Here is an 18,466-nt window from a genome sequence, read left to right as displayed (position 1 = left end):
GGCGTCACAGTTGACTTTGCTACCGGACTCTTTGTCAGTGGAGCCAGTGAGCCTCTTAAGGATATTACAAATGGGCAGATTTCTCCGCCAGCGGGGCATAGCATTTTGCATATCGGCCTTAACCGTCTTTTCAGTAACTGATGTCGCATTTGCGCAGGAAGCTGGCACCTCTACAAAACGATTGGAAACTTTGAACCAATGCCGCGAAATCACTGATGACGGCGCACGGCTTGCATGTTTCGACCGCGAGGTCGAAATCGTTCTGGCCGATCAGGCAAGCGGCGAGATCACGGTTTTGCGCGCCGAGGATATCCGTCAAACACGCCGCAGTCTCTTCGGGTTCAGCACTGCGAAAACCGGCATCTTCGCATCCGACGATGACGTCGACACGAAGCTTCAGTCGCGCATCACCGGACTTCGGCAGATGCAGAGGGATCACTGGGAAGTTACCATAGAAGAAGGAAGCGTTTGGCGCGCGAGAAACACTCCTCGTCGGTTCAAGCCGCGCGTAGGTGACCCGGTCGAACTGGAAGAAGCGGCGCTCGGATCTTACTGGTTGCGTATAAACGGCAAACCCGGAGTGAAAGCGCGCCGCATTGAATGATCCTGCGCTCGAACACAGGGGGTACGCAACAGACCGGCGTAACTACCACAATCAGAAAAAGAACGGCCTTGAGCGACCTTGACACCATCAGGGAAAATCCGGAATGGATGCCCCACCGCCTCGACTTGCAAGAGGGCGAAGTGGAATTCGTGCGATTGCCCCAGTCGCGCTTCGCGGAGGCGGGTTTTCTGTTCGAGTACCGCCCGTCTCATCCCAGCGATACGTTTCGGATCGCCGTCGATAAGCTCGCTGCGTTTTCGGTCCCGCACGCCCCGCTGCATTTCATCTTTCATACCGCTTTCTGCCGGTCGACCCTGTTGTCGCGCGCGCTCAACATTCGTGGGATCGCTATCGGTCTGAGCGAGCCGCCAATCATTGCCGATCTTGCATCGGGTGGAGAAGCGACGAAGGGATTGATACGACCGCTGCTTCATTTGCTGGCTCGCGCCCGGCCGGGCGGCGAAGCAGTCTTCGTAAAACCCACCAATCACGCGAACCGGCTTATACCGCAACTGCTCGATGCTGCGCCGAAAGCTCACGCAATTCTCATGACGAATTCCCTCGATCCGTTCCTGCGCAGCGTGCGTCGGCGCGGCCTTATAGGCCATCGGTGGGGTCGCAAACTATACCTGGAGATGCAAAGCTACGCCGGAATGGATTTCGGCATGCCGCCCGAAGAGACTTTCGCCATGACCGATCTTCAAACGGCAGGTGCGGCTTGGCTGCTCAATCAGCGTTATTTTGACCAGCTTGCTTCCTCGCGCTTTGCCGAACGCCTGAGAGTTTTGAATGGCGACTATTTCAACGACAGCCGAGAAGAGACGATTGCAGCTGTCCTCGACTTTTGTGGGTTGGATATCGGTACCGCGAAGCCCGCTACCGAGATTTTCGCAGCCCACGCCAAAACCGGCGGACCGGTCAGAAAGCAGGCAGACGACCAAATCCTTAACGAGGAAATCGGTCAAGTGCGTCACTGGGTCGATCTGATTGCCGATCAGATAGGAATAACCGTGCCGACTGCGCAAACCTTGCGGTAGTTCATTTCGCCGCTGGGACGGGCGCCGCTGGCCCGCTTCTCGTTGCAAGGGACATCAAACCTATCGAAGCTACTGAGTTTGTGACATTGATGTCACATTAACACTCAAAAGGGTTTCTGATCCGGTCCCGGCATTGCCTGCCCTAGTCGCATCCGGCAATTGAACGAATCTGTAAAGTTTCGTTCGCAACTTGTGGGTTGTGGTTTTCAAAACGTACATGAATGTCGCCGGGTCGCGCCGGCATCTATGGGGACTAAGAATGACAAAAACTTTTCATAACGTTCTTAGCGGCAAAGCAGGGCTGTTTATCGGTGCTGCTATTTCCGCACTTGCGTTTTCTTCGCCGGTTTCGGCGCAAGAGGCAGGGGACAACCCTCCGGACTGCCCTGATCAGAACAATGATGGGCGCTGTGATCCTGAAGAAGCGCTAAGCAACGCGGACACTTCAGCAGATACTCCGGACGCAATCGTTGTTACTGGTTCGCGTATTCGCCGTGACGAATTCTCCACCATCGAGCCGATTACGGTCATCACTGCCGAAGAAATTACCCAAGGCGGTTTTGCTTCCTCGACCGACGCTTTGCAAAGCACCGCTGTCACTGCGGGTGCAGGTCAGATCAACAACTATTACGCCGGATTTGTAACCGACGGTGGTACGGGTGCAAACACGCTGGGTCTGCGGGGCCTCGGCCCGGCTCGTACGCTAGTCCTGTTGAACGGTCGCCGTCTAGCACCTGGGGGTACACGTGGCTCACTGCTCGCAGCCGACCTTAACGTCTTGCCGACCGCCATCGTAGAACGCATCGAGGTGCTTAAAGCTGGCGCGTCGTCCGTTTACGGTTCCGATGCGGTTGCAGGCGTCGTTAACATCATTACCGACGATCAGCTTCGTGGTCTCAATCTAGAATTTCAGACCAATGTCCCGGAAACTGGTGCGGGTGCATCTTACCGCGTAGCAGCTTCGTTCGGGGTTCAGGCTGATCGCCTTAGCCTCATCGGCTCTCTCGAATATTCGAAGCGTCAAGGATATTCTCGTAACGACAACCCCTGGTTCGATTGCCCTATCGCGGGGTTTCTTGATGGCGAAGGAAGCGAATTCGGCTCGGGTGACTATATTGATCCTGCTACTGGCCAGCCGAAGTGTTTCGGCCTCGATAATGGTGGTGTGACAATCAACACTCTTGGTGTATCGACCCGTTCTGCTCCAGACCGTTTGACTGGTGTGATCGGCAGATTTAACCGCCTTGTTCCGGACGCGTCGAACGTCAATGGTCCGACCCCCGGTTTCAGTGGCGTCGATCTAGATACACGTGATACATTCAATCCGGTTCAGGAAGAAGAATACCTTATTACGCCGCGCGAGGTGTATACGGGCTTCTTAACGGGCTCATACGACCTAGACATGTTTGGACAGGCCGAAGTTTATGGTGAACTTCTTGCGACCCGCCGGAAGTCGGAATCAATTCTTTTCCGTCAGCTCGCTCTTGATTACCCAATCTATCTGAATGACGATTTCTCGCCGACAGGCAGAATTAACCCACTCGTACCCGATCAATTCCAAAATTCCGTTATTGCGTTCCCGAACGAGACAACTGGAGACGGTTTCCTCGGTGTGCGTGCTTTCATTGGCTTCGGTAACACAGATGCCAGCCAGACGGTTGATTATGTTCGCGCCGGCGGCGGGCTTCGGGGTGACTTCTTCATTCCCGATTGGCGCTACGATTTTTACGTGGGCAAGTCGTGGAATGACGCAACGTATGAACAGGAGTCTTTCCTGATCGATCGCGTGGCAGCCTCGACCGACGTTGAACTTGACGCAGACGGCAATGTCGTTTGCGCCAGTCGTGCGATCAACCCGAATTGCGTTGCGGCTCCGTTCCTCAATGCTGATACGATCGGCGGCCGGCTACCGCAGGAATTCCGAGACTATATCCTCGCAAATACTATCGGTAATACAGAGTTCCGAGAGACTACATTCGCTGCTGCAATCGATGGTCCGCTGTTTTCTCTCCCGGCTGGTGACGTCCAACTCGCACTTGGTGCTGAATATCGAAAGCAGCGCATCAACGATCAGCCCGACGAGAATTCGGTTAACGGAAACTTGCTCGGTCTGACTGCAGCGACGCCGACAGTGGGTTCGGACAATGTCAAAGAAGTATTCGGCGAAGTGTTCGTTCCTATCCTTTCGGATACTCCAGGCTTCTACAATCTTAACTTCAACGGATCGGTACGCTACACGGACTACGATTCATATGGTAGTGACGTGACCTACAAGGTTGCCGGCGAATGGGAAATTGTTCGGGGCATCGGTCTGCGTGGTAGCTACGGCACATCGTATCGTGCTCCTGCTTTGGCAGAACAGTTCCTTGGATCGACAAGTGGATTTATCGGTTCAGGAAGCGATCCGTGCGACTCTGATAACTTCCCGGCAGATCCATCCGACTACACGCCCACGGAACAGACCACGGCTGCAAACTGTGCATCTGTCGGGATCGACGTTGCGGACTTCGTTCAGACCAGCGGCATCACGGTTCTGCGCCGAGGCGGTGCGGAAACCGGTTTAGCAGCCGAAACCTCAACGAACTGGTCAGTTGGTGCAGTCGTGCGGCCGCCCCTCCCGCAGTCTATCGGTACGCTTTCGCTGGCTCTCGATTATTTTGACATAAAAGTCGAAAATGGAGTTGCGGACTTGGCCGGGGGCACGATCTTGAACCGTTGTTATCAAGACACAAACTTCGACCCGAATGCTGGTTTCTGCCGCTTTGTCGATCGTAACGCAAACGACCAACTCGAAGTAACAAGTAGCTTTGTAAACTTGGCTGAAGACATCGTAAAAGGCTATGAGTTTAATGGTCGCTTCGCCAGCGATATCGGTCCGGGTCGTTTTGTTCTCAATGCGAATGTGACGAAGTACACTGAACAGTCTACGCGTCTTTTCCCCGAGGAGTTTCTCGACGATGCGAATGGTATCGTAACGTCGCCGGATTGGGTCGGTAATTTCGACGCTACCTACGCGTTCGATAATATTACTCTGCGCTACGGTCTTGATTGGACCGATGGAGACCGTGAAAAGACGTACCGCTTCTTCGCCTTTGACAATTTGACGGGTGAAGTTGACGAAGAACTCGTCCAGGATTTCAAGGACATCTACCTCCTCGAAGTAGATGACTACTTCCTGCACAATGCGTCGGTTCAGGTCGGTGTTGAGGACTTCGAGTTTACCTTCGGCGTTCGCAACCTCTTCAACACACGGCCCCCACGTATTTCGGCTGTTGGGTTCAGCAGCGTCGGCAACGCGCCGCTGTATTCGGGCTATGACTATGCAGGCCGTACGTTCTTCGCGAACGCTGCATTCAAGTTCTAACTCAAAACTGTCACTCGAATAGAAAGGCCCCGGGAAACCGGGGCCTTTTTTGTATCTGCGTACGTGGGGTAAGCCGTCAAACCACCGTCATCTCCAGCGCGCCGTCGCCTTCGTCGATGCGCACGGTGCTGCCGTCGGGCACTCCGCCCTGAAGCAGTTTCTCTGCTAGGGGGTCTTGCAGGTACCGCTGCACTGCGCGTTTCAGCGGCCGGGCGCCGTAGACGGGATCGTAGCCGACCCGGCCCAGCCACTTCAGCGCGCCGTCGGTCAGGTCGAGCGTGATCTTGCGGTCTTTAAGCAGCTTCTGCACCCTCCCGACCTGAATTTCCACGATCGGTGCCATATGCTCCTGCGCCAGACGGTGGAACAAGATGATCTCGTCCAGACGGTTGAGGAACTCGGGCCGGAAGTGTCCGCGCACCACGTCCATCACTTGCGGCTCGACTTCCTCGACGCCTTGTTCGTCGGTCATGTTGGCGAGGAACTGGCTGCCCAAGTTCGACGTCAGAATGATGAGCGTGTTGGAGAAGTCGACCACCCTGCCCTGCCCGTCCGTCAACCGGCCGTCGTCCAGCACCTGCAGCAACACGTTGAACACGTCGCTGTGCGCCTTCTCCACCTCATCGAACAGGACGACCTGATAGGGGCGCCGGCGTACGGCTTCGGTCAGGACCCCGCCCTCTTCGTAGCCTACGTAGCCCGGAGGCGCACCGATCAGCCGCGCGACCGCGTGCTTTTCCATGAATTCGCTCATGTCGATGCGGACCATCGCGGAATCGTCGTCGAACAGGAATGCGGCAAGCGCCTTCGTTAGTTCGGTTTTGCCGACGCCGGTTGGGCCGAGAAAAAGGAAGCTGCCGAGCGGGCGGTTCGGGTCCTGAAGGCCGGCACGCGCACGCCGTACCGCTTTCGACACGGCCTCGACCGCCTGTGTCTGCCCGATGACGCGCTTCGCCAGCACGTTCTCCATGTCGAGCAGCTTCTCGCGCTCGCCTTCCAGCATCTTGTCGACCGGAATGCCGGTCCAGCGGGAAACGACACCGGCGATATCTTCCTCGGTAACCTCTTCGCGCAGCATCGCGTTTTCCGTCTGCGTTTCGGCAGATGCGATGGCGCGTTCCAGTTCGGGTATCCGGCCGTAGGAAAGCTCTCCGGCTTTCGCGAGGTTGCCTTCGCGTTGTGCCTGTTCGAGTTCGATCCGTGCCTGGTCCAGTTGTTCCTTCAGCTTGCCTTCCGCCTGAATCTTGTCGCGCTCGTTCTGCCAACGCGTGGTTAGTTCGGTCGACTGCTGTTCGAGATTGCCCAGTTCTTCGCGCAAGGTGGCGAGCCGGTCCTTGCTCGCGCTATCGCTTTCCTTCTCGAGCGCCGACTCTTCGATCTTGAGCTGGATGATCCGGCGGTCGAGTTGTTCGATTTCTTCCGGCTTGCTTTCGACCTCCATGCGAATGCGCGAGGCCGCTTCGTCCATCAGGTCGATCGCCTTGTCCGGCAGAAAGCGGTTCTGGATGTAGCGGTTGGAAAACTGCGCCGCGGCGACGATCGCGCCATCGGTGATGCGCACGCCGTGGTGGAGTTCGTACTTGTCCTTGATCCCGCGAAGGATGGATATGGTGTCCTCGACGCTGGGTTCGTCAATATAGACGGGCTGGAAGCGCCGTTGCAGAGCCGGGTCCTTCTCGACATACTTCTGGTATTCATCGAGCGTGGTCGCGCCGATGCAGTGGAGTTCGCCGCGCGACAGAGCGGGTTTGAGCAAATTACCCGCATCCATGCTGCCTTCGCTTGCACCTGCTCCGATCAGCGTATGCATCTCGTCGATGAACAGGATGATCTGGCCTTCCGCGCCTTTCACCTCGTCGAGCACAGCCTTTAGCCGCTCCTCGAATTCGCCGCGGTACTTGGCGCCCGCGATGAGCGCGCCCAGATCGAGAGCCATCAGCGTGCGCCCCTTGAGGCTGTCCGGCACGTCGCCATTGGCGATCCGCAAAGCGAGACCCTCCGCGATCGCGGTCTTGCCGGTGCCGGGCTCGCCGATGAGGGCAGGATTGTTCTTGGTCCGGCGGGCAAGGATCTGCACCGTACGGCGGATTTCCTCGTCGCGTCCGATCACGGGATCGAGCTTTCCGTCGCGCGCCGCCTGCGTCAGGTCGCGCGCGTATTTCTTCATGGCGTCGTAGGCATCTTCCGCACCGGCGCTGTCCGCCGTGCGTCCGCCGCGCAGTTCGGTTATCGCTGCCTCGAGCTTCTTCGGATCGAGACCCGCACCGGTCAGCGCCTTACCTGCCGCCGTGGTGCTGGCGAGCGCGAGCGCAAGCAGCAGCCGTTCCACCGTCACGTAGCTGTCGCCCGATTTCTCGGCAATCTGCTCCGCCTGGTCGAGTACGCGCACCGCGTCGTTATCGAGACCCGGCGTCGACTGGGCACCGCTTCCCGAGACCGCTGCGATTTTCGCAAGTTCGCCGTCAACAGCTGCTACCGCCGTTTGCGGATTGCCGCCTGCGCGCTGGATCAAGCCGGCCGCCATGCCTTCCTTGTCTTCGAGCAGCGCCTTCGCGAGGTGAAGCGGCGTAATCCGCTGATGGTTCATGCGAATGGCGACCGTCTGCGCGGATTGCAGAAACCCCTTGGCGCGATCGGTGAATTTCTCGAGATTCATATAACGTCCCTCACGTCATTTTGCGGCGACCTGCGAACGCAGGCGAAGTGTGTTAGCGTCATATGGGGGTAGATACCCCCAATTCCAGTACGCTCGCATGGGCATAATCCGCGCCTCCGTCAGGCCGTTCCCGCTACCTCTTCACCATGCGGCTCAAAGCCGCTACGCCTGCAACTGAGAAGGGATCGTCTATGCGGAAATGGTTGGGCCGAGCGGGGCTTTTGCTGCTCGGGGTGGTGCTGACGGCGTTCGTCGTTCTGGCGAGCTGGGAGCCGTTCTTCGCCGAGCAGAGCACTGGGGGCCAGGCCTCGCGGACCTACACCGCTCAGATTACGCGGGACGAATTTGGTGTGCCGCATATCTACGGCGAAACCGATGCGGACGTGGCTTACGGTGTTGCGATCGCGCATGCAGAAGACGACTTCGCAACCTTGCAGGATGTCGTCGCCATGTCGCGCGGCCGCTACGGCGCGATTGCCGGGCCGGAAGGTGCGCAGGTCGATTACGTCTATCACCTGCTCGATGCCCGCGGCACGGCGGAGCGCGAATATCCGAAGCAACCCGCCGATACACGCGCTTTGTTCGAAGCCTACGCCGCCGGCCTCAATCAATATGCAGCTGCCAATCCGGGCGAACTCAAGCTGGCGCGCCTCTTTCCGATTAGCGGCGTCGACGTAGCCGCCGGGTTCGCGCTGCGACAGCCGTTCTTTTTCGGCCTCAATCAGGTGATCGAGCCGCTGGTAGCGGGCGAACCGCTACGCCCCGAGCAAGGCCCGCCGATCCCGGGTTTTGCTACAGGGCAAGACAACGCGGCCGAGCCGAAAGTCCGCACAAGCCGCGTGTCGCACCGGACTTCGCGCGCTCTGCCCCTTGCGATGGGGGAAGACGGCGCCATGTCCGGGTCCAACGCCTTTGCCATTGCACCCGAGAAGTCCGGCGGACCGACGATCCTCGTGTCGAATGCGCACCAGCCGTGGCGGGGCGGGGTGGCCTGGTACGAACTTGTCGTCGAGAGCGGCGAAGGATGGCATTACGCAGGCGCGAACTTCCCTGGCAGCCCCTACCCCTTCCTCGGCCATAACGAGGTGCTGGGCTGGACCAATACCGTGAACACGCCGGACATGGTCGACGTCTACAAGCTCGTCGTGAACGAGGCGGGGACGCAGTACCGGCTCGACGGCGAATGGCGCGACCTCGAAGCGAACACCGTGACCCTGCCGGTCAGGCTCGGCCCGATTACCCTGCCCGTACGTCAGACGGTCTACCGCAGCGCCCACGGTCCCGTGATCCGCAACGACGAGGGCTATTTCGCCTTCCGTTACGGCGGGATGGGCAATCTGGATACGCTCGACGCCTATTACCGGCTGAACAAGGCACAGAACCTCGCCGAATGGGAGCGGGTGCTGGCGCGGATGGACATCCCGTCGACAAATTTCATCTACGGCGATGCGGCGGGCAACATTGCCTATGTCTACAACGCCGCCATTCCCGACCGCACGGCGCAGGCCGACTGGCGCGGCATCCTGCCGGGCGACGACAGCGCGCTTATCTGGGAGGGACCGGTGGGCTACGAGGCACTGCCGCGCTACGTCAATCCTGCGAGCGGGTGGCTGATGAACGCCAACAACACGCCGTTTGTCGCCGCGGGTGAAGGCAGCGACCTGCCCGCATCGAGTGTGCCGCCCGAAATGGGCGTCGAACTCAAGATGACCAACCGCGCCCGCCGCGCCTGGAAACTGATGAACGAGGCGGAACAGATAGACCGCGCCACGCTTGCAGCAATCAAATACGACACCGGCTACGAACGCTCCGGCTATATCGCCGACATGCTCGATGAGGTCGCGGCCCTCGACGTGTCGGACGACGAGCGCCTTCTCGCGGCCCAGCGTCTGCTCGCCGGATGGGACCTTAGCGCCGACAATATCGGCCGCGGCGATGCGCTTGCCCTGCTGATGATCCGGCCGTTCATGTCGTCGAGCTATCAAAACAACGAATGGCCCGACGCGCGCGAGGAACTGGAACGGTCCGTCGACCATCTGATGCGGCATTTTGGACGGCTCGACCCGCCGATGGGCGAGCTGCTGCGCTTGCGGCAAGGTCCAGGTCCCTACGCGGTCGACCTGCCGCTCGACGGCGGATCCGACACGCTGCGCGCCTCGACCCTGTGGGATGTGGCGGACGACGGCCGTCTGGCCGTGCGCCACGGCGACAGTTTCATCCAGTGGACCGAATGGGCCGAGGGCGAACGCGTCGATTCGCGGTCCATCATGCCGTTCGGTGCGGCCTCGACGCGGCCACAGAGTCCGCATTTCACAGACCAGTCTACGCTGTTTATCCAGCACAGCTTGAAACCGGTACACTTCTGGCGCGATGAGATTGCGGCAAACGCCGTATCGCGAAAAACGGTGACGAACGCCCCGCCGGGCCATACTGCAAGACGATAACGACACGAAGGGACGCATTATGAGAATTAAGGCAATCAGTGCGAGCACGCTCGCCATGGCGCTCGCCGCGTGCGCGGCGCAAACGAACGAGCCGATGAGCGTATCGCAGCCGGCGCAAACCGCTGCCGCATCGACCGAGCCTGCATCTCTCGAAAGCCTGATTTCAGAAGTCTCGATCCCCTACGAGCAATTTGAGCTCGCCAACGGCCTCGACGTGATTGTTCATACCGACCGCAAGGCGCCGATCGTAGGCGTTGCCGTGTGGTACAACGTGGGATCGAAGGACGAGCCCAAAGGCCAGACCGGCTTTGCCCACCTGTTCGAGCACCTCATGTTCAACGGCAGCGAGAATGCACAGGGCGACTACTTCCAATATCTGCAGGAGATGGGTGCGACCGACTACAACGGTACGACCAACTTCGACCGCACCAACTACTTCCAGACCGTGCCCACCGGCGCGCTGGAACGTGCGCTCTGGCTCGAAAGCGACCGGATGGGCTATCTGCTCGGAGCAGTCACGCAGGAGAAGCTCAATAACCAGCGGGGCGTCGTCCAGAACGAAAAGCGGCAGGGGGACAACCAGCCGGGCGGCCTCGTGTTCTACGAGATCATCGACGTGCTGATCCCCGACGGGCATCCTTACGATCACACGCCGATTGGGTCGATGGCTGATCTGGACGCGGCTTCCATGGAAACCGTGCGCAACTGGTTCCGCGACAACTACGGCCCGAACAACGCCACGCTCGTACTCGCTGGCGATATCTCGCCCGCGGAGGCCCGCCCGCTCGTCGAGAAGTACTTTGGCCCCATCGCGCGCGGGCCAGTCAACGAGCCGGCGCAGGCAACCGTGCCCGAACTCACCGAAGATGTCCGCCGCGTCATGCGCGACCAGGTCGCCGCGACCGACATCACGCGCTACTGGACTGCACCGGGCATCACCGACCGCGACCTGACCGCGCTTCAGGTCGGTGCGCAAATCCTCGGCGGACTCTCCTCCAGCCGCCTCGACAACGCGCTCGTCCGCGACGAGCAGATCGCCGTCAGCGTTTCGGCCGGCAACTACGCCTTCCAGCGGATGGGCATCCTTTCCGTAGGCGCGACGGCCAAGCCGGGCGTCGACCCCGCTACGGTCGAGCAGCGTCTTGACGAGATCGTCGCCGAATTCATCGCTGAAGGTCCGACCGAAGACGAGGTACGCCGCGCCGCGACCGAAACCGTCGCCTCCACCATACGCGGGCTCGAACAGGTCGGCGGCTTTGGCGGCAAGGCGGTAACGCTCGCATCGGGCGAAGTGCTCGCTGGCGATCCGGACTTCTACGCGACGCAGCTCGAAACGCTCGCCACGCTTACCCCACAGGAAGTTCAGGCCGCCATGGCGAAATGGCTTACCCGCCCCGGTCTGACGCTGCAGCTCGAACCGGGCGAACGCAGCGGTGAATACGTGGAAGCTGCCTCCGTCGCAGCCGATATGGATGATGGTGATACGGGTAGCACAAGCAACACCGTCACGGTTACCGAGCGCCGCGACCCGCCGGCATTCGACGAACTGGCCTCGCTCGATTTTCCGGACGTAACGAACACGACGCTGTCGAACGGTATTCGCGTGCATTACGCGCAGCGTGACGCCGTACCGGTAACGCGGGTTGCCGTGTCGTTCGATGCGGGCTCCGCCGCCGATCCGGCTAGCAAGCGCGGCCTCGAGGGATTGGCGCTCAACCTGTTCGACGAAGGCACGCTCACGAAGTCTTCGCGCGAACTTGCCGAGGCGAAGGAGCGGCTTGGCGCCAACATCTCGGTTGGCGGCGGCGTGGATCGTTCGTCCTTCACACTGTCGGCCCTGACCCCGAACCTCGCGCCGTCGGTCGAACTGCTGGCGGATGTCGTTCGCAATCCAGCCTTCGCTCCGGCTGAAATCGAGCGCGTTCGCGCGCAGACCATCACCGGAATCGAGCAAGCGATGCGGACGCCCTCGTCCATCGCGCAGCGAGCGCTCCTGCCGATCGTTTATGGAGAGAACAGCCCCTACGCCGATACCGGCAGCGGGACCGTCGAATCGGTTAGCGGCATCACCCGTACCGACCTCACTGGGTTTCAGCAGCGCTGGATCAGGCCGGACAATGCCGAAATCTTCGTCGTGTCCGATCGCCCGCTAGCCGAACTGACCCCGGCTCTCGAAGCGGCGTTCGGAGACTGGCAGGCACCGGCCGTAGCGAAGGGAACGAAGAACTTCGCTTCCACCAGCAACCGCACGGTCGAGCCGCGCGTCGTCCTCATCAATCGGCCGAACTCGCCGCAAAGCTATATCTATGGCGGCCTGCTCACCGAAGCGCGTGCGCAGGATGCCGGGATCGTCGATCTTCTCAATGCCAACAACGCGCTCGGCGGAAACTTCCTCGCCCGGCTCAACATGAACCTGCGCGAGACGAAAGGCTGGAGCTACGGCGTACGGGGTGGACCGGAGCTTCGCGAAGAGGCAGTCGCGTACACCATCGCCGCTCCGGTACAGGCCGACCGCACCGGCGACGCTCTGGCCGAACTGCGCCGCGAAGTCGGTGACTTCGTATCGACCCGCGGAGTGACGGAGGAGGAACTGACCCGGATCGTCGCGAACGAAATCCTCGAATTGCCGGGGCAGTTCGAAACCTCCGGCGCGGTCCTGGCAGCGATGCAGAACAACGCGCTCTACGACAGGCCGGCGAATTATTACGAAACGCTGGCCGATACCTACCGCGCGCAGACGCGGGAAAGCCTCGATGCTGCGGCACGGGCGGCAATCGATCCCGACCAGTTCGTCTGGGTGGTCGTCGGCGATGCTGAAAAGGTCGCACCGCAACTCGAACAGCTTGGCCTTCCGATCGAACGGCGGGAAATGAACTGACGCATTCGCCCGCCCCCTTCTCTCTCGGGAACGGGCGCGGGCGGCCACTTGTTGACATATATGTAAGCAGCGGCGAAATCCGCGCCATCCACTTTGCACATGAGGAGAATTTGAATGTCAGTTGCAGGAACCTACGATACCGTCGTCAAGAGCCCGATGGGCGACCAGAAGGGAACTTTCACCGTCGTTCCGGGTGATGACGGCAACACCTTCACCGGCTCGATGGCTGGCGGCATGGGTTCGATGGACGTGGAAAACGGCACGATCTCCGGCGATACGCTGAAGTGGAAGATGAACATGACCGTCCCGATGCCGATGACGCTCGATTGCGAGGCGACGGTGAACGGCGATCAGATGACCGGTAACGTCAATGCCGGTGCGTTCGGCGCAATGCCGCTGACAGGCGAACGCCAGGGCTGATTTGAGAACTTACAAAAGAAAAGGCCCGTCGGAGCGATCCGGCGGGCCTTTTTTGTTCGGTCGTGCGTCCGGCTTAGCGGACGATATCCATTTCCGCGATCAGCTTGTCCGCGCCGTCGACCTTGTCCATGACCCACAGCATGTAGCGCGTATCGACGTGGATCGTGCGCGTAGTGCGCGGGTCGAAGTCCCAGTCGGAGTTCACGCTTTCGAACGTACCGTCGAACAGCAGACCGACCAGTTCGGCACGCGCGTTCAGCGTAGCCGAGCCGCTGTTCCCACCCGTCGAATCGAGGTCGGAGAGGAAGTTCACCGGAACCGTCCCGATGCTGTCGAGTGCGTAAGGTCCGTAGTCTTTCTCCCGGATTTCCGTGATCTGGCGTTCGGGCGCATTGAAGGGTTCCTCGCCCGTATCCTTCTCCAGTATCCCTTCTAGCGTCGTAAAGGGCGTGTAGATGAGGCCGTCCTTGGGCGATCCGCCCAGCACCGTGCCGTAAGTCACGCGCAAGGTGGAGTTCGCGTCCGGATAGGTCAGCGTTCCCTGCTCGCGCTGCCATTCGGTGATGGCTTTCATATATGCGGGACGCAGCGCCTGCGCACGGCCGGAGCGTTCCTTCTCCTCGTCCTCCAACGACATGTCGTAGTCGTAGAGCGCGACGGCAAGCTTGATGAACGGATCGTCGCTGTTCTCGAACGTCGTCGGGTCCGCTTCCATCAATGCAAGCCGCCGTTCGGCATCATTCAGCGTCGTGCCGGCATAGTAGCTGTCGAGCTTCGCAGACAGCGCCGCTCGGTCCATATCGCCTGTCAGGCCAAGCGCCTGGTCGAACACCCCGACGCGGTTCTCCGCTGGCTCCTTCAGGTAACTGTCGAGGAACAGCAGCCACTGCGCCTTGTCGACACCCGCATCGTAGCGCCGGTCGATCGCCTGAAGCCCCTGTCGGAAGAACGCCATATCGCGTTCCTGAAAACCCGGTTCGCGCTCAGCATCGGCCTTCTGCCGTTCTTTCGAAAGGCGGTACAGGCGCTGCGCCGTCGACAGCATCGTCGGGCGCGTGGCGAAGCCGTACCAGAACTCCTTACGCGCGGCCGCAGCGCTTTCTTCGGACAAGGCCTGCAGCCCGGCAATCGCTCTGCCATAAGACGCGCGCGAACGGTCCGCGGCGATCCACGCCGCAAGCGCCTCTTCACGCTCGCGGCGGCGATCGACCAGCCCCACGCGCCGTGCCCCTTCGAGCTGTCCGCGCGTATTCTTCTCGAAATTGTTGAGACCGGCGAGCAGCGATTCGTATTTCACACGCTCGTCCGAGCCCTCCGGAGCGGCCGTTTCGATCGTGTCGATCCAATCGTTCAGCAGCGTAACGTAGGTCGGATAGGACCAGTCGAAGGTGTTGCGCACCTCGCTCAGTGTTGCGTAGCGCGAGGTCGACCCGGGGTAGCCCGCAGCCATCACGAAGTCGCCTGCCTCAAGGCCGGCAGCGCTTACCTTCAGGTGATGCTCGGGCTCGTAAGGCACGTTCGCTTCGCTGAAGTCCGCAGCCGAGCCGTCGGGCGCGACATAGGCGCGGTAGAACGCGAAGTCGCCCGTGTGGCGCGGCCACATCCAATTGTCGACGTCGCCGCCGTATTTACCAATCGAGTCGGCAGGAGCGTAGACAAGCCGCACGTCGCGTACTTCGAGGCGCTTGATAAGCGTATATTCCGCTCCGCCGTAGAAGCTCGCCACCTGGCAGCGGTAGCCGGCGTCCTGCTCGCATTCGGCGGTGATGTCCTTCATCCGCTGTTCGAGCGTGTCGTAACGTTCGCGCGCGGACATGGCATCGACGCCCTCGCGCATCCGGTCCGTCACGTCTTCGATCTTCGTCGTGACGTAAATGCGCGAGCCGGGTGCGGCCGGAAGTTCGTCGCCTACGTTCTGCGCGAGGAAGCCGTTCTCGAGGTAGTTGTTCTCTGCGGTCGAGTTGAACTGGACCGAACCGCGGGCACAGTGGTGGTTGGTGACGACAAGTCCCTGGGGCGACACGAAACTCGCAGAACAGCCGCCCAGCGACACGATCGCGCCCATCGGGAAGCCAGTCAGGTCGGAAAGCTGGTCCGGATCGATCTCAAGACCCGTAGCTTCGAGATCCTCAGCGATTTCCGGCAACTGCCGCGGCGTGAACATCCCCTCTTTGGCGGCAAGTGGCGATGCGGCCACCGTCGCGAGCATGAACGATGTAAGCAAATTCTTGCGCATTGTTGCGAACCCTTTGTTGTGACGGTTGCTCCGCTGATGCGGACGGCCGGTTATTGCGGCGACGGACCGAGCTTTGCCTTCAGCAGTTCGTTCACGACCTGCGGATTGGCCTTGCCCTGCATCGCTTTCATCGTGTGTCCGACGAAGAAACCGAACAGTTTGTCCTTACCCGACCGGTACTGCTCCACCTTGTCCTGGTTGGCCGCGAGCACCTTGTCGATCTCCGCTTCGATCGCGCCGGTATCCGACTGCTGCTTCAGCCCCTCGGTATCGGCGATCTCTGCCGGATCGCGGCCGGTCTTCAGTACGATCTCATAGATTTCCTTAGCCTGACCGCCCGAAATCTCACCGCTGTCGGCCATTTCGAGGATCGCGGCATTGGCGCTTGCCGTATTGTGTTCGAGCTTCGCTTCCTCGCCCAGCGACTTGATGACGCCCGGCGCGACGGACAAGGTCCAGTTCGCGACCTGCGTGGCGACCGCGGCCCCGCTCTTGCCCAGCCGCTTTGCAGTTTCCGCAAGTAGCGTTTCGAACCGCGCAAAAGTTTCCACTTCCGCAGTCAGGACAGCGGCGTTGTAATCCGTCAGGCCCAGCTCGCCGGTGTAGCGCGCCCGCTTCGCGTCGGGAAGTTCGGGCAGCGACGCGCGGCATTCCTCAAGGAAGGACTCTTCGAGTTCGAGCGGCAGCAGATCGGGATCGGGGAAATAGCGATAGTCGTGCGCGTCCTCTTTCGAGCGCATCGATCGCGTCTCGTTCCGGTCGGGATCGTAGAGCCGCGTTTCCTGCACAACCGTTCCGCCATCCTCGATCAATTCGATCTGGCGGCGCGCCTCGCCTTCGATGACCGCCATGACGAATCGAACGGAATTGACGTTCTTCGTCTCCGTACGCGTGCCGAATTCTTCGCCCGGTTTGCGAACCGAGACGTTGACGTCCGCCCGCATCGAGCCCTGTTCCATATTCCCGTCGCAGCTGCCCACGTAGCGCAGGATGCTGCGCAGCTTGCGGACATAAGCACCGGCTTCGGCGGGCGAGCGCATGTCGGGCTTGCTGACGATTTCCATCAGCGCCACGCCGCAGCGGTTTAGATCGACGTAGCTCATCGTGGGGTGCTGATCATGCATCAGCTTGCCCGCATCCTGCTCGATATGAATGCGTTCGATCCCGATGACCTTGTCTTCGGGAATGCCGGCCTTCTCGTCCGCCTCGAGCAGGATCTGTCCCTCGCCCACGATCGGATGGTAAAGCTGGCTGATCTGATAGCCCTGCGGCAAGTCGGCGTAGAAGTAGTTCTTCCGATCGAAGCGCGAGTAGCGATTGATCTCCGCCTCGATCGCCATGCCGGTACGCACCGCCTGACGAATGCACTCGCGGTTGGGCACCGGCAACATTCCGGGCATTGCGGCGTCGATCAGGCTGACCTGTGTGTTCGGCTCGGCCCCGAATTCGGTCGCGGCGGAAGAGAACAGCTTGGACTGGCTGGTGACCTGCGCGTGGACCTCGAGGCCGATCACGACCTCCCATTCGCCCGTCGCGCCCTGGATGCGGTAGTTGTTGCTCATTCGGTCAGCCTTGCTGCGAGGCGCACCGAATTGCAAGACGGTTGGCGTTGTAAGAAAACGTAGACCAGCGAACCGATTGCGACGAATGGAATACTGTGCGAGCAAGTGTTTTATGATGTCCAAAAGTATCTGGCCAATAACTTCACGTCTCTCGCAGCGAATTCGGCACCGTTCGATAGAGGAAGTTGCCAGCAAGGTCGTGACGTTTGACGAAGGCCGAAATTGGAACGCGCGCCCCCTTGTCCACCTACCTGGTGAACTGGATAAGATTACCGGGCATCATCCAGACTCGACACCCGCCAGGAACATAGCGTTGATTGATTGCAACGGTGTTCGACAAGGAGCGTCAAAAGCTTATTTACTTAAAGACGCGCTCGTGGCGGATGGCACGATCTTGACCAAGTCATATGTTCAATATGTTCGAGATCAAAGTCGGCGGTGGTTTTTGCCACGTATCAGCAAATACCATGGCGAAGCGGCGCTAGTGTCTACCGAAGTATCAGAGCGCTATTTCGGGCATTGGTTGCACGACCAATTGCCTTTGGAAATATTGGTACACGAGCAAGGCCATGTGCCAATTTCGGTTGCGGGCACCATTCGCCCGAGCGAACTCGGTTACCGCACGCTATCAAAGTTAGCTTGCGAGAAAACTGAGTTGATGGAAATCGAGAATTTATGGGTTCATCGCGACTTCGAAGTGACATCAGACCGAATGCGGCGGCTCGAATTATTACGGAACAGGCTACGGACGGCAAAGCCAGCGCAAAAACATAGTGCAGATATTGTTTTTTTGAAACGAGGGCCGAACGCTGTTGGTCGCTCTTTGATCGATGAAGACAGGATCAGTTCGGAACTGGAAAGGCATGGTGTTAGAACGATTCTGCCTGAAGCGATGCAGCCTGATGAAATCGTGGACGCGTTGAAGAACGCGAAGATAGCTATCGGAGCAGAAGGATCCGCGTTTGCGCATGCGATTTGCGCTCTTCCTTCCGGTGCAAGTATCCTGACGTTGTTGGGGCCAAACCAGTTCAATCTTCATTGGCGCTTATATTGCGAAGCGTTAAATCTAGAGTACGGAATTATCGTTGGCGAAACTACAGGCACCGACAGTTTTTCGGTAAATACAGACACAATCATGAGAACGATTGATTTGCTGAATCAGAAATTGAGATGATGGCAACACGCCCGTAAATTTCCGAACGACAGGATATCTAAAGTTGACTTGATTAAAACGTATCTACGGTCAACCAAAATCCTTCGTTTTG

The 18,466-nt window shown here is 59.6% G+C and carries 10 protein-coding genes; 7 read left to right on the top strand and 3 right to left on the bottom strand.

From position 1 onward, the window contains the following. Positions 1–70 precede the first annotated feature (70 nt). The 3 genes from HUV48_RS10575 to HUV48_RS10565 all read left to right on the top strand — a co-directional run bounded on the left by HUV48_RS10575 (position 71) and on the right by HUV48_RS10565 (position 5,005). Positions 71–604, top strand: a complete 534-nt coding sequence (locus HUV48_RS10575; protein ID WP_176267722.1) for a hypothetical protein — start codon at positions 71–73, stop codon at positions 602–604. Next, a complete protein-coding gene (locus HUV48_RS10570) occupies positions 601–1,641 on the top strand; it encodes a hypothetical protein (RefSeq protein WP_225871637.1) in 1,041 nt (346 codons plus the stop codon). The genes HUV48_RS10575 and HUV48_RS10570 overlap by 4 nt, the downstream gene beginning before the upstream one ends. 259 nt (positions 1,642–1,900) lie before the next feature. Then, positions 1,901–5,005 (top strand): TonB-dependent receptor domain-containing protein, encoded by a 3,105-nt coding sequence (locus tag HUV48_RS10565; protein ID WP_176267721.1) that lies wholly within the window; start codon positions 1,901–1,903, stop codon positions 5,003–5,005. Between the two features lie 76 nt (positions 5,006–5,081). Here HUV48_RS10565 and clpB read toward each other — a convergent pair whose 3' ends face one another. Then, positions 5,082–7,661 (bottom strand): ATP-dependent chaperone ClpB, encoded by a 2,580-nt coding sequence (gene clpB, locus HUV48_RS10560; protein WP_176267720.1) that lies wholly within the window; start codon positions 7,659–7,661, stop codon positions 5,082–5,084. 191 nt (positions 7,662–7,852) lie between these two features. Between clpB and HUV48_RS10555 the strand changes: the two genes are divergently transcribed. The 3 genes from HUV48_RS10555 to HUV48_RS10545 all read left to right on the top strand — a co-directional run bounded on the left by HUV48_RS10555 (position 7,853) and on the right by HUV48_RS10545 (position 13,403). Then, positions 7,853–10,105 (top strand): acylase, encoded by a 2,253-nt coding sequence (locus HUV48_RS10555; RefSeq protein WP_176267719.1) that lies wholly within the window; start codon positions 7,853–7,855, stop codon positions 10,103–10,105. Between the two features lie 19 nt (positions 10,106–10,124). Further along, positions 10,125–12,983 (top strand): M16 family metallopeptidase, encoded by a 2,859-nt coding sequence (locus HUV48_RS10550; RefSeq protein ID WP_176267718.1) that lies wholly within the window; start codon positions 10,125–10,127, stop codon positions 12,981–12,983. 114 nt (positions 12,984–13,097) lie between these two features. Then, the gene (locus HUV48_RS10545; RefSeq protein ID WP_176267717.1) at positions 13,098–13,403 is read left to right on the top strand and encodes a hypothetical protein; all 306 of its coding nucleotides are present in this window, start codon (positions 13,098–13,100) and stop codon (positions 13,401–13,403) included. A 73-nt stretch (positions 13,404–13,476) separates the two neighbouring features. On the opposite strand, the gene HUV48_RS10540 is transcribed toward HUV48_RS10545, so the two are convergent. Continuing rightward, positions 13,477–15,639 (bottom strand): S46 family peptidase, encoded by a 2,163-nt coding sequence (locus HUV48_RS10540; protein ID WP_176267716.1) that lies wholly within the window; start codon positions 15,637–15,639, stop codon positions 13,477–13,479. 50 nt (positions 15,640–15,689) lie between these two features. Then, positions 15,690–17,201 (bottom strand): Asp-tRNA(Asn)/Glu-tRNA(Gln) amidotransferase subunit GatB, encoded by a 1,512-nt coding sequence (gatB, locus tag HUV48_RS10535; RefSeq protein ID WP_176267715.1) that lies wholly within the window; start codon positions 17,199–17,201, stop codon positions 15,690–15,692. Positions 17,202–17,313: 112 nt separating this feature from the next. On the opposite strand from gatB, the gene HUV48_RS10530 reads away from it, so the two are divergent. Continuing rightward, complete coding sequence (locus HUV48_RS10530) at positions 17,314–18,375, top strand: glycosyltransferase 61 family protein (protein ID WP_176267714.1); 1,062 nt, start codon at positions 17,314–17,316, stop codon at positions 18,373–18,375. Positions 18,376–18,466: the final 91 nt, after the last annotated feature.

Origin of the sequence: Qipengyuania atrilutea (assembly GCF_013370205.1) — a bacterium.
Taxonomy (GTDB): domain Bacteria; phylum Pseudomonadota; class Alphaproteobacteria; order Sphingomonadales; family Sphingomonadaceae; genus Actirhodobacter; species Actirhodobacter atriluteus.
Note: the sequence above shows the minus strand (reverse complement) of the source record. Positions and strands in the feature narration are given on the sequence as shown.

Bases quoted from the DNA above. Each gene is read 5' to 3' on its own strand.
- HUV48_RS10550 (WP_176267718.1), top strand. From the start codon at position 10,125: ATGAGAATTAAGGCAATCAGTGCGAGCACGCTCGCCATGGCGCTCGCC.
- gatB (WP_176267715.1), bottom strand. From the start codon at position 17,201: ATGAGCAACAACTACCGCATCCAGGGCGCGACGGGCGAATGGGAGGTC.
- HUV48_RS10570 (WP_225871637.1), top strand. From the start codon at position 601: ATGATCCTGCGCTCGAACACAGGGGGTACGCAACAGACCGGCGTAACT.
- HUV48_RS10530 (WP_176267714.1), top strand. From the start codon at position 17,314: ATGATGTCCAAAAGTATCTGGCCAATAACTTCACGTCTCTCGCAGCGA.
- HUV48_RS10565 (WP_176267721.1), top strand. From the start codon at position 1,901: ATGACAAAAACTTTTCATAACGTTCTTAGCGGCAAAGCAGGGCTGTTT.
- HUV48_RS10540 (WP_176267716.1), bottom strand. From the start codon at position 15,639: ATGCGCAAGAATTTGCTTACATCGTTCATGCTCGCGACGGTGGCCGCA.
- clpB (WP_176267720.1), bottom strand. From the start codon at position 7,661: ATGAATCTCGAGAAATTCACCGATCGCGCCAAGGGGTTTCTGCAATCC.
- HUV48_RS10555 (WP_176267719.1), top strand. From the start codon at position 7,853: ATGCGGAAATGGTTGGGCCGAGCGGGGCTTTTGCTGCTCGGGGTGGTG.
- HUV48_RS10545 (WP_176267717.1), top strand. From the start codon at position 13,098: ATGTCAGTTGCAGGAACCTACGATACCGTCGTCAAGAGCCCGATGGGC.
- HUV48_RS10575 (WP_176267722.1), top strand. From the start codon at position 71: ATGGGCAGATTTCTCCGCCAGCGGGGCATAGCATTTTGCATATCGGCC.